Below are 19,261 nucleotides of genomic sequence, written 5' to 3' on the forward strand. Positions count from 1 at the left end.
TAACCCTGTTGCGCGTTTTTTATTGGGTTCTAACTGGAAGTATTATTTAAATAAGCGACTTACAGAATCACAGTCTTGTTACCGTAAACAAACACGTGATCATTGATCACTTTGTTTAAAGCCTTACTCAACACGTTCTTCTCTACGTCACGACCCGCTTGAGCCATGTCTTTCGCACTGAAGTTGTGATCCACTGGAATCACGTCTTGCTTGATGATTGGCCCTTCATCGAGATCGTTTGTCACGAAGTGCGCTGTTGCGCCAATGATTTTTACGCCGCGCTCATAAGCTTGTTGGTATGGTTTAGCACCAATGAATGCTGGTAAGAAGCTGTGGTGGATGTTGATGATTTTGTGGTTGTACTTTTCAACAAACCCCGGAGTCAGCACTCGCATGTATTTAGCAAGCACCAGATAGTCCGCCTCGTACTGGTCAATCACTTCAAGCATCTTCTTCTCATGTTCTTCACGGTTTAATCCTTCGTGAGAAACATGATGATAAGGAATATCAAAACGCTCGGTTAAGCTTTGCAGAGTATCGTAGTTGCCAACCACCGCTGCGATTTCGACATCTAAGCTGCCATCAAAGTTTTTCATTAGAATATCGCCAAGGCAGTGAGCTTCTTTAGTCACGAGTATCACGACACGCTTACGAGAAGAGCCCATCAGCTTACGTTTCGCATTCTCTGGCAGCGCTTGGTCTAAATCGGCAAGCAAGGTTTCGTCATTGAAGTAACCCTCTAGCTCGGTACGCATAAAGAAGTGGCCGCTAGTGTTATCAACGAACTCATTGTTGTGAATAATATTGAGTTGGTGCTTGTAACAAATGTTGGTGATCTTTGAGATGAGGCCTGGGGCGTCAGTACAATGTGTTAATAAAGTTTTTCTTTCCATTTGCATCTTACTTCCATGAAATGTTGCACTTATTATATGAAATCGGGATTCTTCAAATTTAATGCAGGCCGTCGAACGGTGAACTGAGCCGCAATATCACCGTTATAATTAATCTATTATCAATTTGGTTTCAACAAAATCTACCGTTCATTTAGGGGATTAATAAATTGAGAAGCTTAATAAATTCAGGTAGAGGTTAGATTTCTGACGGTTTTAACCGATATTCTCGGTCAAGTTTCACTAGAGCGAGCCAACATTTCAGCCATGCATAGGTGATCATTTATGGATAAAGAGTTACTAGCGAAAAAGTTGTACTGTAAGCGTGTAAATTCATTAGTGGGTGATGTTCAGGTGGACGGCAACGTTCTTGATGAAATGTGGGAAAACAAGGCCTCTCCGACTGATGCTGCTAAAGCTATGCAACCAAGTGATTCCGGTTTTTCTGGTGCGCCTTGGTTATCTCGTTATTTGAATCGCAAGTAGTTAAACAACCCTTTCATTTGTTTTGGGCTAGGTTGGTAAGAAGGACTTAGCCTGCCATGTTCTATTCGATAGACACCTCCGGTGCGCAGTCATTTCTGATTCGCGCCGGCTCACTAAACCTGCCATAATTCGCCTTCTATTTTTCTAAACCACGTACTCTATGATATCTAAAACGTTTTCTGCTGATGGTGCTCTGGGTAAAGCGATCCCTGGGTTCCAACCACGACAAGCTCAGCTGGACATGGCTGAAGCGGTCTCACAGGCCATTGAGCAACAAAGCCAATTGGTTGTTGAGGCGGGGACAGGTACCGGTAAGACGTTTGCTTACCTCGTGCCAGCGCTGCTAAGTGGTAAGAAAACTATTATCAGTACGGGGTCTAAAAACCTTCAAGAGCAGCTGTTCCATCGGGATTTACCATTAATGGTTGATGCGCTTGGCTTTTATGGTCAGGTTGCCCTGCTGAAAGGTCGTTCAAACTATTTGTGTTTAGACCGCTTGAGCCGCCAGATGATCGAAAGTCATGGCACTCATACCGATCCAACATTGTTAGCGCAGTTGGTGAAAGTGCGCAGTTGGTCTTCGGCGACTCAAACTGGTGACTTAGGCGATTGTGATGACATTGCTGAAGATAGCCCAGTTATTCCAACTATTACCTCAACCAACGACAACTGCTTAGGTAAAGAATGCCCAAGCTACACCGATTGCTTTGTGCTGAAAGCGCGCAAAAAAGCGATGGATTCGGATGTGGTCGTAGTAAACCACCATCTGTTTCTTGCGGATTTAGCGATTAAAGAAACCGGGTTTGGTGAGCTTATTCCAGAGGCTGATGTGTTTATCTTCGATGAAGCGCATCAACTTCCAGATATCGCCAGTCAGTACTTTGGACAATCAGTATCAAGCCGACAAATCCAAGAACTAGCTAAAGACATTGAAATTGCTTACCGCACTGAAGCCAAAGACATGCGTCAGTTGCAAAAGGTTGGCGAGAGGCTAATTCAATCAGCTGCTGACCTACGTATTGTGCTCGGCGACACAGGATTTCGCGGTAACTGGCGTGAGGCGTTGAAGTCAGAGTCGATTGCAAGAGAGCTAGTGCGTTTACAAGATGCGTTGCAGCTGGCTGTGGATGTATTGAAATTAGCATTGGGTCGAAGCCAGTTATTAGACACGGCTTTTGAACGTGCCACTATGATCAAATCGCGCATTGAACGTGTATGTGACGTGTCGATTACCGGTTATTCTTATTGGTATGACACCACGCCACGCCACTTTGCTTTGCACATCACGCCTCTTTCGGTTGCCGATAAATTCCACGAACAAATCGAGCTTAAACCGGGTGCTTGGGTGTTTACTTCAGCAACGCTAGCGGTGTCGGATGATTTCGACCATTTCACCTCTCGACTCGGGTTAAAACCGTCAGCACAGTTTTCATTGCCGAGCCCCTTTGATTATCCGAATCAGGCGCGTTTGTGTGTACCTCGCTATCTTCCCGAACCAAATAGCCCGGGCTTAGCGGATAAGCTAGTAAGAATGTTGACCCCTGTGATTGAGCAAAACCAAGGTCGCTGTTTCTTCTTGTGCACCTCACACAGCATGATGAAAGAGTTGGGGGAGCGATTCCGTGAAACGCTCTCGGTTCCAGTTCTGTTACAAGGTGAGACCAGTAAGCAAAAAACCTTAGCCGAATTCATGGAGTTAGGTAACGCATTGCTGGTGGCCACTGGTGCCTTCTGGGAAGGTATCGATGTTAGGGGCGACGCATTAAGCTGTGTTATCATCGATAAATTACCCTTTACCGCCCCAGACGACCCGTTACTTAAGGCTCGAATTGAGGACTGTAAGCTAAAAGGGGGTGATCCTTTTGCACAAGTACAGTTACCAGACGCAGTGATTACCTTGAAACAAGGTGTTGGCCGATTAATACGTGATAAGCGTGATAATGGTGCTTTGATTATTTGCGATAACCGCTTGGTGACCCGCGATTACGGTGGTGTGTTTTTGGCGAGTTTACCGCCTATCCCACGTACCCGTGACTTAGGGATCATTAGAGAATTCTTAGCTAAAGACCATTCAACCGCTGCTGAGTAATTGGCATTGTTGAGCTTAGCCATTATTTTTAGATTAGATAACGAATATTTGAGACACGAATGAGCGCGAAAATTCTTGCAGTAGATACCGCAACTGAAAACTGTTCAGTTGCACTAGTAATAGGTGACCAGGTGTTCGCACGTAGCGAAGAGGCTCCTCGAGACCATACGAAAAAAATTCTACCTATGGTTGATGAAGTACTGAAAGAAGCGAATGTCGCTTTAACCGATATCGACGCAATCGCGTTTGGCCAAGGCCCAGGCAGTTTCACGGGTGTGCGTATTGGTATCGGTATTGCTCAAGGCTTGGCTTTTGGTGCTGATTTACCGATGATCGGTGTGTCTACACTGGCAGCGATGGCGCAAGGCAGCTACCGTAAATTTGGTGAAACTCACGTAGCAACAGCGATTGATGCTCGCATGAGCGAAGTATATTGGGCTCGCTACAGCCGTGAACAAGACGGTCGTTGGACTGCAGTTGATGCTGAATGTGTTACACCACCAAGCGAATTGGCTGCACAGCTTGAAGCGGATTCTGAGACATGGGCAAAAGTAGGTACGGGGTGGGAAGCGTATGCAGAGCATATGGACACACTAGCGATCAACACCAAAGCGTGTGAAGTGCTGTTCCCAGAAGCTCAAGATATGGCGTTCCTTGCTCAATTTGCTTATGCAGAAGGCAAAGCGGTTGCAGCTGAAGAGTCTGAGCCAGTTTACCTGCGTGACAAAGTGACGTGGAAGAAACTGCCAGGTCGCGAGTAAATACGTATTATTTTGGTTCTGCATTCACTTTGCAGAGCCAAAATTAAAACAGATACAAAATCATTAAAATTAGGTACAAAATTCCTTAAGCATGGTTTCAATAAACGGCTTACCTCCTTCTTCGATAGGCAACACATCCAAAACCAATCGAACCAATAAAAAGAACGAGGTAAAAAAAGGCGATGCAAAAACCTCAGTTGGTCAGCCAACTAAGGTCGCGAATGCTGTCTCGCATTCCATTCGCCAAGTCAAAGAATCTGAGATTCACAAAGCTCAGGTTCAATATGATCTTCCAGAAGGGCGTGGACGACGTGCGATGGAAGAGTATATGGATGTGATGAATCAAGCTAAAAAAGAGGAACTTGCGAAGCTTATTGGGGTCGATATTTATATCTAGCTTTGTGCTTTTATTTATCCTGTTCTAAGGACCAGCATTATGTTTTCTCTCATTTCTAAATCTCGCTTATTTTTCCTTGTCGCTTTCTCTTCGATGGTGATGGGCTGCTCCTCTTTGCCTGAAGAACTTAATGCAAACTCTGAACAAGTCGTGACGGACTACCAAGAGTGGGTAAACACAGTGCCAGACGCTGGTGATGTTCGCTTAGGTGGTGTGATAGCTAAAGTCACTAACTTACAAGATAAGACTCGTGTTGAAGTGGTTAACTTACCTATCTCAAGTAACGGTAAACCAGATATTGATGCCGAGCCAAAAGGGCGTTTTGTTGGTTACATTGATGGTTACGTAGAACCTTTGAGCTTTGCTGAAGGCCGTTTAATCACCTTAGTTGGAACATCAAATGGCACTGAAGATGGCACCGTTGGTGAATATCCTTATACCTTCCCAGTAATGAATGTCTACAACCAACGCTTATGGCAGATCACCGAGCGAGTGGTCATCAACGATTTTGCGCCAACCTATTACTCTTGCCGCAGTTTGCATTGTCGCAGCTTTCAAACCATGCCTAAGTCAGGCCGTGTGATTCAAGATGTGGAATAGTCGAACCTGAAATCGACACACTAAACGATAGGGACACCATACAATCAATGATTGAAAAGTCATATTCCCTTGCGAGCGGGACGCTTGCAACACAACAGATTGGCAACCCGAAAACGACCGCAACGACGGTCGTTTTTATTCATGGTTGGCTAGATAATTCTGCAAGTTTCACTCAGGTTATGCCGCAAATAGCCAAGCTTTCTCCAGATACTCACCTCGTTGCTATCGATCTCTTCGGACACGGTTTCTCGTCGCATAAGCCGGGGAGTTATTACCCATTTCACGACTATATTGATGATTTGCATCAGTTGGTGACTAAATTATCGCCAAACAGACTGGTACTGGTAGGACATTCACTTGGTGCATTGATCGCAAGTTGCTATAGTGCCGCCTTTCCTGAAAAGGTGTCAGGATTAATTCAAATTGAAGGTCATGGACCTCTTTCAGAAGCTCCCCACGAAACAGTCTCTCGTTTGAGAGATGGGGTACTCAGTCGTCTTCGACAGCGAAGAAAGCCTTCACGTCCTCTGGCAAGTCTTGAGGATGCTATTAAGCTGAGAGCTCACGCCAATCAAATCAAAGCAGAACTCATTGCTCCTATTGTTGAACGAGGAATCGTTGAGCTAAGTACTGTTGATCGAGCTGTTGTTGCTAAAGTTGCTTTTGAGGAAGCGACAGTAAATCAAGCTGCTTTTGATCAAACGACTGTAGCTCAAGGTAGTGCCGAGTTTGATAACTCTTGGCAATGGCGATGCGACCCTAACCTAAAATGTGACTCGTTATATCGAATGTCACAAGCGCATGCTGAAGCGATCATGGCGGCTATTGAATGCCCTCAATTAATAGTTTTAGGAAATGATGGATTCCGACATTTGCAGCATAATCGCTACAAATCAGCCCATAGTTCTCTGAATATAGAGACTGTTCCTGGCGGACATCATTGCCATTTAGAGAGCCCAGAGCTAGTTTCAGAGCTAATTCTTGGTGTAGTTAACAAAATTTAAACAAGTGTTTGAGCCTTTTAGTGCTCATGCACTAAAGCTGTGCTGTAATACCGCAATGATAAAAAGCGGCGAAGCAGTCGTCAGCTGATAAACGAGGAGTAACATAGTGGACAAACCTTGGCTTTCACGTTATCCAAGTGACGTACCAGAGACGATCAACCCAGATCAGTACCCATCTCTTATTGAAATGTTCGAACAGTCGGTACAGAAGTACGCAGACCAACCAGCATTCGAGAACATGGGGTCTATCATGACATTCCGTAAGCTTGAAGAGCGTAGTCGTGCTTTTGCCGCTTACTTGCAGAATGATCTAAAACTGAAGAAAGGCGATCGTGTCGCGCTTATGATGCCAAACTTGCTGCAATACCCAATTGCACTCTTTGGTGTACTGCGTGCAGGTATGATTGCAGTGAACGTCAACCCACTGTACACGCCTCGTGAACTTGAACACCAACTGAATGATTCTGGTGCAAAGGCGATTGTTATCGTTTCTAACTTTGCGAGCACACTAGAGAAAGTTGTTGATAAAACTCCGGTTAAACACGTTGTGCTAACCAGCTTGGGGCAAATGCTGCCACGAGCGAAAGGTACGATTGTCGACTTCGTAGTGAAATACGTAAAAGGCATGGTGCCTAAGTACGATCTGCCGGGCGCTATCTCATTCAGAAAAGCGCTGCATAAAGGCCGTCGCCTCCAGTATGTGAAGCCATTTATGGCTGGCGATGACATCGCATTCCTACAGTACACGGGCGGTACAACGGGCGTAGCGAAGGGCGCAATCCTAACGCACCGCAATATGATTGCGAACGTACTTCAAGCGAAAGGGGCATACAGCCCTGTTCTGCAAGAAGGCCGTGAATTAGTCGTAACGGCATTGCCGCTTTACCACGTGTTCGCACTGACTGTGAACTGCTTACTGTTTGTTGAGATGGGTGGTCGTAACCTTCTGATTACTAACCCTCGTGACATTCCTGGCTTTATTAAAGAGCTGCAAAAGGTTCCATTTACCGCGATTACTGGCGTAAACACCTTGTTCAATGCGCTAGTCAATAACGAAGATTTCCACGAGTTGGATTTCAGTAATATGCGTTTATCTGTTGGCGGTGGTATGGCGGTTCAACGCGCTGTTGCTGAGCAATGGAAGAAAGCGACAGGTGTCCACCTACTTGAAGGCTATGGTTTAACCGAATGTGCTCCTTTGGTCACGGGTAACCCATATGATCTGAAAGACTACACAGGTGCAATCGGCCTACCAGTACCTTCAACAGAAGTTCGTATTGTTGATGATGAAGGTAAAGTGGTTGGTAATGACCAAGTGGGTGAATTGCAGGTTCGTGGTCCTCAAGTGATGCAAGGCTACTGGCAACGTCCAGAAGCGACCAAAGAAGTGATCGACCAAGACGGTTGGTTATCGACTGGTGATATCGTTAAGTTTGATGACGAAGGCTTGTTGTACATCGTAGACCGTAAGAAAGACATGATTCTAGTGTCGGGCTTCAACGTTTACCCGAACGAGATCGAAGACGTAGTGGCTCTGCATGGCAAAGTGTTAGAAGTTGCGGCTATCGGCCAACCTCATGAAGTGTCTGGTGAGCTGGTTAAGATTTACGTGGTAAAACGTGACCCTAGCCTAACCAAAGAAGACATTATCGCGCACTGTCGTGAACACCTAACTGGCTACAAGATCCCTAAATTGATTGAGTTCCGTGAAGAACTACCAAAAACCAATGTAGGCAAAATCTTGCGCCGAGTGCTTCGTGAAGAAAACGACGCAGAGCTTGCCAAACGCGCAAGCGAGTAACGAGCTCATTTACGAGAAGATGATGCACCACAAGCCATAGCAGCGCTTAATCTAAGCGAGTGCTGAAAAATGGTGTTAGAATGCCGGCAGTTAATGTCGGCATTTTTGTATCCGGCGATCAAAGTAAAATCAGTGAGAGTTTTTGTGGATTATCAAATCATTACCCAAGTTAAAGACCTTGAGCGAGTTTGCCAACAAGCACGTGAAGCCGATGTTGTTATGCTTGATACAGAGTTCGTTCGTACAAGAACCTATTACCCTCAATTAGGCTTAATTCAGTTATTTGATGGTGAAACGCTGTCACTGATTGATCCTATTGCTCTTGATGAAATGACCCCGTTTGTTGGGCTGTTGAAAGACACTTCAGTACTGAAAGTGTTACATGCGTGTGGCGAAGATCTAGAAGTATTCCAGAACGCATTTGGCTGTACGCCAACACCAATGGTTGATACGCAGATCATGGCAGCCTTCTTAGGTCACGGTCTTTCAACTGGCTTTGCGGCTCTAGTTTCTGAGTTTGTAGGTGTTGACCTAGATAAGAGTGAATCTCGTACTGACTGGCTAGCGCGTCCGCTTTCTCAAAAGCAACTCGACTATGCAGCGGCAGACGTTCACTACTTGATGCCAATGTACAACAAGCTTCTCGAAAAAGTGATGGAAGCAGGTTGGTGGGAAGCGGCGCAACAAGAGTCTGATTTACAAGTGGCTAAGCGCATCCGTAAAGCAAACCCAGACAACGCTTACCTTGATATTAAAGGCGCGTGGCAGCTAAAACCTCAACAGCTAGCGATTTTAAGACCTCTAGCAACTTGGCGTTTAAAAGAAGCGATTAAGCGTGATTTAGCGTTGAACTTTGTTTTTAAAGAACAAGACTTATGGGCCGTAGCTCGTTTCGCGATGAAAGATCCTAAGCATATGGAGCAGGAAGGGTTTGATTACCGCTCTGTACGTCGCCATGGTGCGAAGATCAGCTCAATCGTGAAATTGGCTGAGCATACGCCAGAAGAAGAGTACCCAGCGCCAGTAGAACGTCTAATGGACTACCCTGGTTACAAGCAACTTTTCAAAGTGTTGAAAGATGAAGTGAAAACAGCATCGCAACACAGTGGTTTAGCGACTGAGTTTTTGGCGTCGAAGAAGCAACTTAACCAAGTGTTAAGCTGGATTTGGAAGTACGATCGTAACCCAGAGAAGCTGCCTGATGTAATGCAAGGTTGGCGCCTAGATGTCGTTGGCGAGAAGCTAAATAAAGCAATCAAGTAACTTTAGTTTTGTAGTAAGCAACGAATGCTTTAGAGATAAAAGTTTCAGACACAAAAAAGAGAGCCTAGGCTCTCTTTTTTATTGAGTATTGATAAGCACAGCTCAGGCTCGACTTATCGATCTTCTTCTGGAAGCTTAACGTTCAGCTCTAATACTGAGATGTCGTCATCTTTATGTTCGAATGTCAGATCAACCATTGATGGATCGACTTCAACGTACTTCGCAATACACTTCAAGATGTCTTCTTTCAGTTGCGGCAAGTATGACGGTGCAGGGTCGTCATGGCTGCGTCGCTCGGCAACAATGATCTGCAAACGCTCTTTGGCTAGGTTTGCGGTTGTCTTTTTCTGTGGTCTAAAAAACTCTAATAATGACATTGCGTATTAGCCCCCGAACAGTCTTTTGAAGATGCCTTTCTTCTGTTCCGTTAAGAAACGGAAGTCCACTTGGCTACCCAGTAGTCGCTCTACAGTATCATTGTAAGCCATACCTGCGTCGGTTGCTTCGTCAAAGATAACTGGCACACCCTTGTTCGATGCGTTCAGTACTGCCTGGCTCTCTGGAATCACGCCCAGTAGAGAGATGTGCAGGATTTCTTCAACGTCTTCAACACTTAGCATCTCACCTTGAGTTACACGTGCTGGGTTGTAGCGAGTCAATAGAAGGTGCGTTTTCACTGGCTCTAATCCGTCTTCTGAACGACGAGATTTAGAATCAAGAATACCTAGAATTCGGTCTGAATCGCGTACAGAAGAGACTTCAGGGTTAGTCGTTACAATCGCTTCATCAGCGAAATACAACGCCATCAGAGCGCCTTGCTCGATACCCGCCGGAGAATCACAGATGATGAAATCAAAGCCCATTTCATCCAATTCATCAAACACACGACGAACGCCATCTTTTGTTAGTGCGTCTTTGTCACGAGTTTGAGAAGCAGGAAGAATGAACAGGTTCTCTGTACGCTTGTCTTTGATCATCGCTTGGTTCAGCGTCGCTTCACCATTGATAACATTAACGAAGTCGTACACAACACGACGCTCACAACCCATGATTAAATCTAGGTTACGCAGACCGATATCAAAGTCGATGACTGCGGTTTTCTTCCCTTTTAAAGCCAGACCTGAGGCAATAGCTGCACTGGAGGTCGTTTTGCCTACCCCGCCTTTACCCGACGTTACAACGATAATGCGTGCCATTCTGTTTTCCTTTTATTTCTCTTATATTGCGAGGACATCAACGTGTAATACATCGTTTGCCATACTGAACATGGTTTTCTTCTGCCAGTACTCGCTTTCAATTTGATCGCTGAGCCAGTAATTTCCTGCAATGGAAACCAGCTCGGCTTGTAAATCATTACAAATTATTTTTGCTTCAGTTTGACCACTTGCACCTGCAATTGCACGACCGCGTAGCGTGCCATGAATGTGGATGCTGCCATCGGCAATCACTTCTGCACCTGCACTTACGTGGCTAAGAATCAGCAAATCACCATCTTTCGCATACACCTGCTGACCAGAACGTATAGGGGTTCTCACCACCTTTATCGGGGCCATCTTCGCCGGAGCTTGAGAAGGAGATTTACTTGCTGTCATCACAGCAAAACCTGCATCTCTGGCTAGGTTTTGCATGCGTTTATCTGAACAGCCAGCCACACCAACCGGGATCATGCCCGCTTGAGATATACCATTTTTCAGTTGCACGAAATCTATATCGCCCGCGACTTTGCTAATGTTGATAACAACCGGCGCAGCTGCGAAAAAAGTGGGTGCCTGGTCTACCTTCTCTTGAAGAAAAGACACTGCATTTTCGACTTGATCATCGGATAAGTGCAAAACAGATAGCGTGAAACTGCTACCTTTTAGATCTGGGTTACTAGACATCGAAAAACTACAGGACCTCAATAGCGGATTGGTACAATTTCTTTATCAATAAAATAAAGGGCATTGCCTGAAACTAGGTTTATCATGTTATATTCCCAAACCAAGCACAGCAAGTAATCTTGTTGTCAAATGAACGTTTTGTTCCCAATATTTCCCTAACATAAACTATTGATCTCGCAAGTGAGAGTTTTGTAGTCATAAACATTTAAAAAAGGTTTGTCATGCTGTGTTCTATATATAAAAGTTCAAAGAAAGAAGGAACATACCTTTATATCCCTAAGAAGGATGATTTTTCACAAGTTCCTGACGCATTGATGCAAATGTTTGGTAAACCTAGTTTTGTAATGGTAATTAAAATGGACGGCCGTAAACTGGCTCAAGTGAACATCGATAAAGTGAGAGAATCACTGAACACCGATGGTTTCTTTTTGCAGGTTCCGCCACCACCAGTTAACGAACTTGAGCTTCATAAAGAGCGTAAAGCTCAAAATAAAGGTCAAGACGAAGAGTGATAGCCACCTCAATTCAAGGAGGAGTGATCGTTGAGTAAATTTTCGAAAACCATATTGGCTGTGTCGGCATTACTATTGGGTAATAGCCTGACCATTGGCTCGGTTCAAGCTGAAGAGCTTAGCTTTGAGCAATATGTAGAAAAACTAAAGCAACAAGGTCGTGAAGAAGGTATTTCTGAAGCGATCATTGATGAAGCTTTTGATGGTGTGACGTTTAAGCCAAGAGCGGTAAAAGCCGACAAAAACCAACCTGAAAAGAAACTGACTCTGGATGAATACATTCCACGTGCGGTTCCTGACTGGAAAGTGAAGCAGGCGAGATCACTCTATAAGAAACACTACACAGCGTTAAAGCGTATTGGTGATGAATATGGTGTTCAACCAAGATTCATTGTCGCTCTATGGGGTGTAGAGAGTAATTTTGGTAAGTTCACGGGGAATTACAGTGTTATTGATGCTCTAACAACCATGGCTTATGAAGGTCGCAGAGAAGCCTTCTTCCGTAGCGAAGCGATGGCGGCATTGAAGATACTTGATCAAGGCCATATTGCACCAAAAGAGATGAAAGGCTCTTGGGCTGGCGCGATGGGGCAACCTCAGTTTATGCCTAGCTCATTTTTAGCTTACGCCGCTGATGGCAGTGGTGATGGCAAGAAAGATATTTGGGGTACTGAAGAAGACGTGTTTGCTTCGGCGGCGAATTATCTCAGCCAATCGGGTTGGGATGACAAATATACTTGGGGGCGTCAGGTTCACGTTCCATCAACCGTGTCTATTGAGATGCAAGGTCGAGACGAAGACAAAGCGAAATACCTAAAAGAGTGGTCTGAACTTGGTATTAAGCGTTATGACGATCGCCCACTGCCTACACTTGATGAAGATATCAAAGCTTGGTTGATAATGCCGGACGATGAAACGGGTCGTTCGTACCTCATTTACAACAACTACAATGTGTTAATGAAGTGGAATCGTTCTTATTACTTTGCGTTGGCGGTCAGCCACCTAGCCGATAGAATTAAGTTTGATTAATCGACCTAATTTGATTAATAGACTCAATCTGATTAATAGAACTAGGTCGCTTTGAATAGCATTTAGCCTACTATAGGCAGAACAGATTAAAGGACTCTTCGGAGTCCTTTTTATTTTATATTTCAGATATTTAAGAAGGTGGTTTTGTGCTAACAGATAGAGCCGCACAGATGGTGATATTCCATGCGTTAATCAAGCATGAAGGCTTTACCAGTGCAGCAAAAAGCTTGAATGTGTCGGTATCTCACATCAGTAAACAAATTGCTTTGCTCGAGGATTCGATAGGTATCAAGTTAGTGCAAAGAACCACACGCAGCCTTACGTTAACCGAAGCTGGAGAAGTGTTCTATCAGCATTGTGAGCAGCTGTTCAATACGGTGAAAGCGGCTCAAATGGACATGGATAGCCAGCGTGACGACATTTCTGGAATATTCCGTATAGGCTTGTCTCAGTCATTTGGCACACTGCATATCATTCCAGCGATTGACCAGCTTAGACAGCTTTACCCTCAGCTGAGAATTGAAGTGCATTTGTTCGATTACAAAGTGGACATGATTGAGGAGCGCTTGGATCTCTGGATCACTAACAATGAAGACTTGCCTGAAGGTTACATTGCGCAGCGTTTAGCAGATAGCCAGTTTGTGGTAGCCGCATCACCGGATTATCTGATTAAGGCAGGGACTCCACACGTGCCATCTGATCTGATTGACCATAACTGCCTTATCTACCGCAGCCGTGAACGTGATTACACGTCATGGGCATTTGATAACGGCCAAGAAAATCTCAGTGTTAAAGTGGCGGGCGATTACTCGGTGGATTTGGCTGAAGCGGTACGAGACGCGGCAGTATCAGGTTGGGGCGTTGCTTACCTAGCGACTTACTTAGTCAAAGAAGAGTTTAGAACGGGCAAGCTCATCCAAGTTTTACCGGAATGGCGAGCGAGTCAGCTGATGCCATTCTATGCCGTGTATCCGAGTAGAAAGAACATGCCGAAGAAGCTTTCAGCAGTGATTGAGTTCATCAAAGATCATATCGGATCGCCGACTTATTGGGACAAAAACCTCAAAACTTGCGTTGAACTGCACCGCTAACTGTTTCCCAATCTATAAATATAATTTCCATATGGAAAAAGTTTGTTTTTTAATCAAAGTTAATTATTAAAATTCAATTACTTAGTGAAATTCACTATTAAAGAGTGATTCAACCAACATCACATTAACAACCTCAACTTGCCGCAAACGATTTCCTCTATAGAATGCGTCGCCTTTCCTACCTACAACTTTAGGTTGACGCACATGGCTTCCCTACTTGGAATTATCACTATTTTAGTAACCGCTTGGTTACTATCTACGGACAGAAAAAATATCCCGCTAAGAACCGTCTCTTTGGCTTTCTTACTGCAAATCTCATTCGCCCTACTGGTTCTGTATGTGCCAATGGGTAAAGAAGTGCTGAATGCAGCCACTGGTGCAGTGTCTAGCTTGATCAACTACGGTCAAGAGGGGATTAACTTCCTATTTGGTGGCCTAACGAATAACGGATTTGTATTCGCTATTAACGTTCTCGGCATCATTATCTTTTTCTCTGCATTGATTTCAGGTTTGTACCACATCGGCTTTATGCCAAAGGTGATCAACCTTATCGGTGGTGCTTTGCAAAAGTTCTTGGGTACAGGTCGCGCGGAATCACTGTCTGCAACGGCGAACATCTTTGTTGGCATGATTGAAGCGCCATTGGTGGTTAAACCTTACTTGAAGCACATGACGGATTCACAACTGTTTGCCGTCATGGTGTGTGGTTTGGCTTCTGTAGCTGGTGGCACGCTAGTCGGTTATGCATCGCTTGGTGTTGATTTGAACTACCTGATCGCTGCGGCATTCATGTCTGCTCCTGCTGGTCTATTGATGGCCAAGATTTTGGTACCAGGTAATGCAGATGAGGCTCAAGAAAATATTGAGTCTGACGTTGAAATTCCACGAGCAACAAACGTAGTTGAGGCAATGGCAGATGGGGCTATGTCTGGACTTCGTATTGCCGTTGCAGTGGGTGCGACACTTTTGGCCTTTATCAGTGTGATAGCAATGCTGAATGGCTTGTTAGGTATTGTTGGTGGCTGGTTTGGCGTAAACCTAAGCTTCGAACTTATCCTAGGTTATGTGTTCGCGCCCGTTGCATGGCTGATCGGTGTGCCGTGGTCTGAGGCTGTGGTTGCAGGCTCGCTGATCGGTAACAAGATCGTTGTGAACGAGTTTGTGGCTTTCATCCAGTTAATGGACGTAAAAGACGCACTGAGTGAGCACTCAAAAGCGATCGTTACTTTCGCGCTATGTGGTTTTGCCAACATCTCTACGATGGCCATTTTGATTGGCGGTTTGGGCAGCTTAGTTCCAGAGCGTCGTTCTTTCATCTCACAATACGGCTTTAAAGCAATTTGTGCGGGTGTGCTTGCCAACCTAATGAGCGCAGCGATTGCCGGCGTGGTGCTTTCTCTATAAGTAATCATTGGTGACTTATAAGCACTTTCTAACTGGGCCGTAACCACCCAGTTAGCTAATCGTGGCTTTGCTCTCCCTATAGTAAAGTGACTGATTAACCACAATAATATTCGCTTAGTATGATAAAGAGAGCCTATAGTGTAAGAACGTAGGCTTTCTTATTTCAGTGAATAAGTTTGTACCACAGGGTGTGGTACAAATGTTTAGGGGCACAAATGGATTTGTCGATCACTTCTTCTTTGGCGTTAATTGGACTCTTGTCCTTGGCTTGCCAGCTACTTGGTTGGCGTTTGCGTCTTCCCGCTATTCTTCCTTTGCTTATCGTTGGCCTGCTATTAGGTCCCGGTCTCAACATCCTTAATCCTGATGCCATTTTTGGTGATGTACTGTTCCCGTTGATTTCATTAGGGGTCGCCATCATTTTGTTTGAAGGTGCATTGACTCTTAATTTCAAAGAAATCAGAGGCCATGGCCGCATGGTGACTCACTTAGTGAGTTTCGGCATGTTGATTACATGGGCGTGCATCGTGGTGGGGGCTTATTATTTTGTCGATTTCAGTTGGCCATTGGCGGCGTTGTTTGCTGCATTAGTCGTGGTGACCGGCCCAACGGTGATTGTTCCCATGCTGCGCAGCATTCAACCCAAATCTTCGCTAGGCAGTATCTTGCGCTGGGAAGGGATAGTGATTGACCCGATTGGCGCTCTGTTTGCCGTTCTCGTTTACGAATACATTGTCTCTTCAGCCGATCCTACAAGCCATGTTCTGTCGGCGTTGGGGCTGACTTTAGCCATTGGTTTGGGCTTAGGGATCATCGGTGGCTATTTGATTGCCAAGATGCTGCAAGGGCATTGGGTTCCACATTATTTGCGTAACGTGGCGGTCCTGACATTAATGCTGGCGGCGTTCTCTTTCTCAAATGATCTGAGTGAAGAGTCCGGTTTATTAACCGTGACCATCATGGGTATCTGGCTCGCCAATGTGAAAGGCTTGGATCTCGAAGACATTATTGAATTCAAAGAAACCCTGACTGTGTTACTCATTTCTGCGTTGTTTATTCTGTTAGCGAGCAGGCTTGATTCGGGGACTTTCCTCTCAATAGGTTGGGGTGGAATTGGCTTATTAGCGGTCGTCATGCTGGTGGCTCGTCCTCTGAGTGTGTGGATCAGCGGGATCGGCACGGATCTTACTTCAGCAGATAAATGGTTTTTGAGCTGGATGGCGCCTCGCGGGATCGTTGCTGCCGCGGTTTCTTCTCTGTTTGCAATCAAGCTTCAAGAGAAGCAATTAATCGAAGGGGCAGATTTACTGGTGCCAATGGTGTTCTTGGTCATTATTGGTACAGTAGTGATTCAGAGCCTAACCGCGAGTTGGTGGGCTAGAAGGCTGGGTGTGACTCAAGAGAAGGCACAAGGGGTTATTTTCTTTGGTGCGACTCATTTTTCACGTCAGTTTGCCAAAGTGCTGGCGACACACAACATCAACAGTGTGCTTGCTGATACCAACTGGGAGAGCATTCGCTTAGCGCGCATGGACAACTTGAATGTCTATTTCGGTAATCCAGCTTCGAGCCATGCTGAAAATAATCTGGAATTGGATGGGATAGGGCGTGCCATGATTGTATCGCCTTATCGTCAAACCAACCCACTAGTCAGTATGCACTATCAAGATGAGTTTGGTGAGAATAAGGTGTTTGAACTTGAATCTTCAGAAAATAAACATGAAAGGCATCAGGTGAGCTGTGATGGCAATAGAAGCCTGTTTTCCGAAGGGGTTACCTATTCCAAACTTAACTCCTTGATGGCTCAAGGCAGCCAAATTAAGAGCACGGGTTTAACCGAGGCGTTTGACCTTAATGAGTTTAATGCCCTGTACCCTAAAGCGATTCCACTTGGCGTGATTAATGATGGTGATTTTCGCTTAGTGACACAAGGCTCTGAATTGGAAAAACTCATATCAACGGAGTGTCAGGTCATTAGTTTATTGCCGCCTTCGGAAGAGATTGAAGGTATCGATACTCCAGATAAGTAGTGAGTGCTTTGTATTTAAAGCGAGTCGCTTTGTATCAAAAACGAATAGCTCAGTATCAAAAAAGCCGCAACGTTTTCACGCTGCGGCTTTCTAATTTTGCTCTAGCTTATTTTACTCTAGGGCGAGGCAATTCATGCCACCTAAGCTGTCATTGCGGACTATTTCGAGTGAAATTGCTCACAAGCGATCATAGTATTCTCGATTAGGCTTGCCACTGTCATTGGACCAACACCACCCGGAACTGGTGTGATGAAGCTTGCGCTTTCTTTAGCCACATCGTATTCAACGTCGCCAACGAGCTTGCCAGATTCCAAACGGTTGATACCAACATCGACCACAACAGCACCTTTCTTAATCCAAGCACCAGGAATGAAGTTAGGCTTACCAACGGCAACCACAACAACGTCTGCTTGACGTACGTGACCTTCAAGGTCTTTGGTGAAGCGGTGGCATGTTGTTGTCGTACAACCTGCTAGAAGCAGTTCTAGAGTCATTGGGCGGCCAACAATGTTTGATGCGCCTACAACAACCGCGTGCTTGCCGCGTAAATCGATGTTGTAACGGTCAAGCAGCGTGATGATGCCTTTAGGCGTACAAGAGCGTAGCTTAGGCATACGCTGAGCCAAACGGCCTACGTTGTATGGGTGGAAGCCATCAACGTCTTTTTCAGGTGTGATACGCTCAAGAACGTGAGTAGTATCGATACCAGCAGGCAAAGGCAGTTGAACTAGAATGCCATCAATCTCTGGGTCTTCGTTGAGTTGATCGACTAGCGTTAGCAATTCATGTTCGGTGGCAGTTGCTGGTAAATCAAAAGATTTCGAGACGAAACCAACTTCTTCACACGCTTTGCGTTTACTACCAACATAAACCTGAGACGCCGGGTCTTCACCCACTAAAACAACCGCTAGGCCTGGAGCACGTAATCCAGCTTGAGTACGAGCTTTTACACGTGCCGCTACTTCAGAGCGAACCGTTTGAGAAATTAGCTTTCCATCAATATTTTGAGCAGTCATGAATTTCCTTAGTATTGATATTCAAGTTAGTGGCTGATGTTTTGGCGCATTATTCCAGAAAATCTTTTTGATTACCATCAAGCAAACGTTTGCCTTGTTCTATTTTCCAACACTTATAATCTTATTGCCCTTTTTTCACTCACTTGGATCAGAATGTTAGATAAAGCCGTTGCTTTACTGATTCGAATTCGTATAATCCTTTCCTGTAGCGCGCCCTTAGCTCAGCTGGATAGAGCACCTCCCTTCTAAGGAGGTGGTCGAAGGTTCGAATCCTTCAGGGCGTACCACTATTTAAAGAAACCCGATAACTCCCTGAGCTGTCGGGTTTTTTGCATTTCGGAACGACTTAATCTTTCAATACCGTGTTGTGTCTTTAGGTGTCTTTGTCTTTCAGTTTTTGCTAAACGGCAACGAGCTGTGGGGTATATCTAAGGCCTAGCATACTGCATCCATCTTCCAAGTAATGATCGGTCACTACGTCGAAACCGAACTTACCATAATAGTCTTTAAGATGAGCTTGTGCCGAAATAAAAATTGAGCAATCAGGGTAAATCTTCCGAGTGGCATCAAAACTCACTTGCATGAGCTGGTTACCTATCTGTTTACCTCGGTATTCTTTCGCTACGATCACTCGCCCGATACAAACATCATCTGCATCAGAATCGAGCAAAGGGAGAACATCTACGGGGTATCCAAGCTTCTGAGCCATAATTCGGCTGTAAGCTACTAGACATTCGTTCTCATAGCCCATGACGTGATAAGTCTCTGGATGGTTATCTTTGCCGTCTAGGTCACTATAGGGTGTGTTCATATCCACGATAAAAATATCGACTCTTTGCTGTAAGAAATCATAGAGCTCTTGAACAGACAGGTCCGCAAATTTTTTAACTTTCCACTCAATCATCACTTTTCTCCTAATTATTTTGGGCTACAACATAGAGAGTATTCAAACCGAGTTCATTAACCTTTGTTAACTGGCCATGAAACTATTCAAAATCACCACTTTAA

Annotated in this window: 19 protein-coding genes and 1 tRNA gene; 14 read left to right on the forward strand and 6 right to left on the reverse strand. The window is 45.0% G+C overall.

Annotation, left to right across the window (positions count from 1 at the left end):
* Positions 1-59: 59 nt before the first annotated feature.
* A complete protein-coding gene (purU, locus tag L3V35_RS13220; protein ID WP_017093523.1) occupies positions 60-893 on the reverse strand; it encodes a formyltetrahydrofolate deformylase in 834 nt (277 codons plus the stop codon).
* Positions 894-1,175: 282 nt separating this feature from the next.
* Between purU and L3V35_RS13225 the strand changes: the two genes are divergently transcribed.
* From L3V35_RS13225 to rnd, 8 genes are all read left to right on the forward strand, one after another.
* Entirely contained in the window at positions 1,176-1,376 is a 201-nt protein-coding gene (locus tag L3V35_RS13225; protein ID WP_054547191.1) for a hypothetical protein, read from the forward strand.
* Between the two features lie 160 nt (positions 1,377-1,536).
* On the forward strand, positions 1,537-3,465 hold the full coding sequence (locus L3V35_RS13230) for an ATP-dependent DNA helicase (protein ID WP_017080713.1): 1,929 nt from the start codon (positions 1,537-1,539) through the stop codon (positions 3,463-3,465).
* 59 nt (positions 3,466-3,524) lie between these two features.
* Entirely contained in the window at positions 3,525-4,226 is a 702-nt protein-coding gene (gene tsaB / locus L3V35_RS13235; protein ID WP_102422979.1) for a tRNA (adenosine(37)-N6)-threonylcarbamoyltransferase complex dimerization subunit type 1 TsaB, read from the forward strand.
* A 91-nt stretch (positions 4,227-4,317) separates the two neighbouring features.
* Entirely contained in the window at positions 4,318-4,623 is a 306-nt protein-coding gene (locus L3V35_RS13240) for a hypothetical protein (protein ID WP_017074520.1), read from the forward strand.
* 39 nt (positions 4,624-4,662) lie between these two features.
* Positions 4,663-5,223 carry a Slp family lipoprotein gene (locus tag L3V35_RS13245; RefSeq protein WP_065204983.1) on the forward strand — a complete coding sequence of 187 codons (561 nt, stop codon included), beginning with the start codon at positions 4,663-4,665 and terminating at the stop codon, positions 5,221-5,223.
* A 47-nt stretch (positions 5,224-5,270) separates the two neighbouring features.
* Complete coding sequence (locus L3V35_RS13250) at positions 5,271-6,227, forward strand: alpha/beta hydrolase (protein ID WP_237300017.1); 957 nt, start codon at positions 5,271-5,273, stop codon at positions 6,225-6,227.
* Between the two features lie 106 nt (positions 6,228-6,333).
* The gene (fadD, locus tag L3V35_RS13255) at positions 6,334-8,028 is read left to right on the forward strand and encodes a long-chain-fatty-acid--CoA ligase FadD (protein ID WP_004734190.1); all 1,695 of its coding nucleotides are present in this window, start codon (positions 6,334-6,336) and stop codon (positions 8,026-8,028) included.
* 144 nt (positions 8,029-8,172) lie between these two features.
* Positions 8,173-9,291, forward strand: a complete 1,119-nt coding sequence (gene rnd, locus L3V35_RS13260) for a ribonuclease D (protein ID WP_032500282.1) — start codon at positions 8,173-8,175, stop codon at positions 9,289-9,291.
* Positions 9,292-9,404: 113 nt separating this feature from the next.
* Here rnd and minE read toward each other — a convergent pair whose 3' ends face one another.
* Genes minE through minC form a run of 3 tightly spaced genes read right to left on the reverse strand, consistent with a single transcriptional unit; the run spans position 9,405 to position 11,171 of the window.
* Positions 9,405-9,668 carry a cell division topological specificity factor MinE gene (gene minE, locus L3V35_RS13265; RefSeq protein WP_010436847.1) on the reverse strand — a complete coding sequence of 88 codons (264 nt, stop codon included), beginning with the start codon at positions 9,666-9,668 and terminating at the stop codon, positions 9,405-9,407.
* Positions 9,669-9,674: 6 nt separating this feature from the next.
* A complete protein-coding gene (minD, locus tag L3V35_RS13270; protein ID WP_009848498.1) occupies positions 9,675-10,487 on the reverse strand; it encodes a septum site-determining protein MinD in 813 nt (270 codons plus the stop codon).
* Between the two features lie 21 nt (positions 10,488-10,508).
* The gene (gene minC / locus L3V35_RS13275; RefSeq protein WP_017084080.1) at positions 10,509-11,171 is read right to left on the reverse strand and encodes a septum site-determining protein MinC; all 663 of its coding nucleotides are present in this window, start codon (positions 11,169-11,171) and stop codon (positions 10,509-10,511) included.
* A gap of 221 nt (positions 11,172-11,392) precedes the next feature.
* Between minC and L3V35_RS13280 the strand changes: the two genes are divergently transcribed.
* The 5 genes from L3V35_RS13280 to L3V35_RS13300 all read left to right on the forward strand — a co-directional run bounded on the left by L3V35_RS13280 (position 11,393) and on the right by L3V35_RS13300 (position 17,237).
* The gene (locus L3V35_RS13280) at positions 11,393-11,683 is read left to right on the forward strand and encodes a YcgL domain-containing protein (protein WP_017079488.1); all 291 of its coding nucleotides are present in this window, start codon (positions 11,393-11,395) and stop codon (positions 11,681-11,683) included.
* A 30-nt stretch (positions 11,684-11,713) separates the two neighbouring features.
* The gene (locus L3V35_RS13285; protein WP_017079489.1) at positions 11,714-12,712 is read left to right on the forward strand and encodes a lytic murein transglycosylase; all 999 of its coding nucleotides are present in this window, start codon (positions 11,714-11,716) and stop codon (positions 12,710-12,712) included.
* Between the two features lie 170 nt (positions 12,713-12,882).
* Entirely contained in the window at positions 12,883-13,803 is a 921-nt protein-coding gene (locus L3V35_RS13290; protein WP_004734177.1) for a LysR family transcriptional regulator, read from the forward strand.
* 204 nt (positions 13,804-14,007) lie between these two features.
* On the forward strand, positions 14,008-15,207 hold the full coding sequence (locus L3V35_RS13295) for a NupC/NupG family nucleoside CNT transporter (RefSeq protein ID WP_102445067.1): 1,200 nt from the start codon (positions 14,008-14,010) through the stop codon (positions 15,205-15,207).
* Between the two features lie 215 nt (positions 15,208-15,422).
* Positions 15,423-17,237: a sodium:proton antiporter gene (locus L3V35_RS13300; RefSeq protein ID WP_237300019.1), complete on the forward strand. Its 1,815-nt coding sequence runs from the start codon at positions 15,423-15,425 to the stop codon at positions 17,235-17,237.
* A gap of 158 nt (positions 17,238-17,395) precedes the next feature.
* Here the strand turns inward: L3V35_RS13300 and folD are convergent, their stop codons facing one another.
* The gene (gene folD, locus L3V35_RS13305) at positions 17,396-18,253 is read right to left on the reverse strand and encodes a bifunctional methylenetetrahydrofolate dehydrogenase/methenyltetrahydrofolate cyclohydrolase FolD (protein WP_004734180.1); all 858 of its coding nucleotides are present in this window, start codon (positions 18,251-18,253) and stop codon (positions 17,396-17,398) included.
* A gap of 210 nt (positions 18,254-18,463) precedes the next feature.
* Between folD and L3V35_RS13310 the strand changes: the two genes are divergently transcribed.
* Positions 18,464-18,540 (forward strand) — tRNA-Arg (locus L3V35_RS13310).
* 113 nt (positions 18,541-18,653) lie between these two features.
* On the opposite strand, the gene L3V35_RS13315 is transcribed toward L3V35_RS13310, so the two are convergent.
* Positions 18,654-19,157, reverse strand: a complete 504-nt coding sequence (locus tag L3V35_RS13315; protein ID WP_237300021.1) for a GNAT family N-acetyltransferase — start codon at positions 19,155-19,157, stop codon at positions 18,654-18,656.
* Between the last annotated feature and the right edge of the window lie 104 nt (positions 19,158-19,261).

The sequence above is a fragment of the Vibrio sp. L5-1 genome (genome assembly GCF_021728315.1).
Lineage (GTDB): Bacteria > Pseudomonadota > Gammaproteobacteria > Enterobacterales > Vibrionaceae > Vibrio > Vibrio splendidus_K.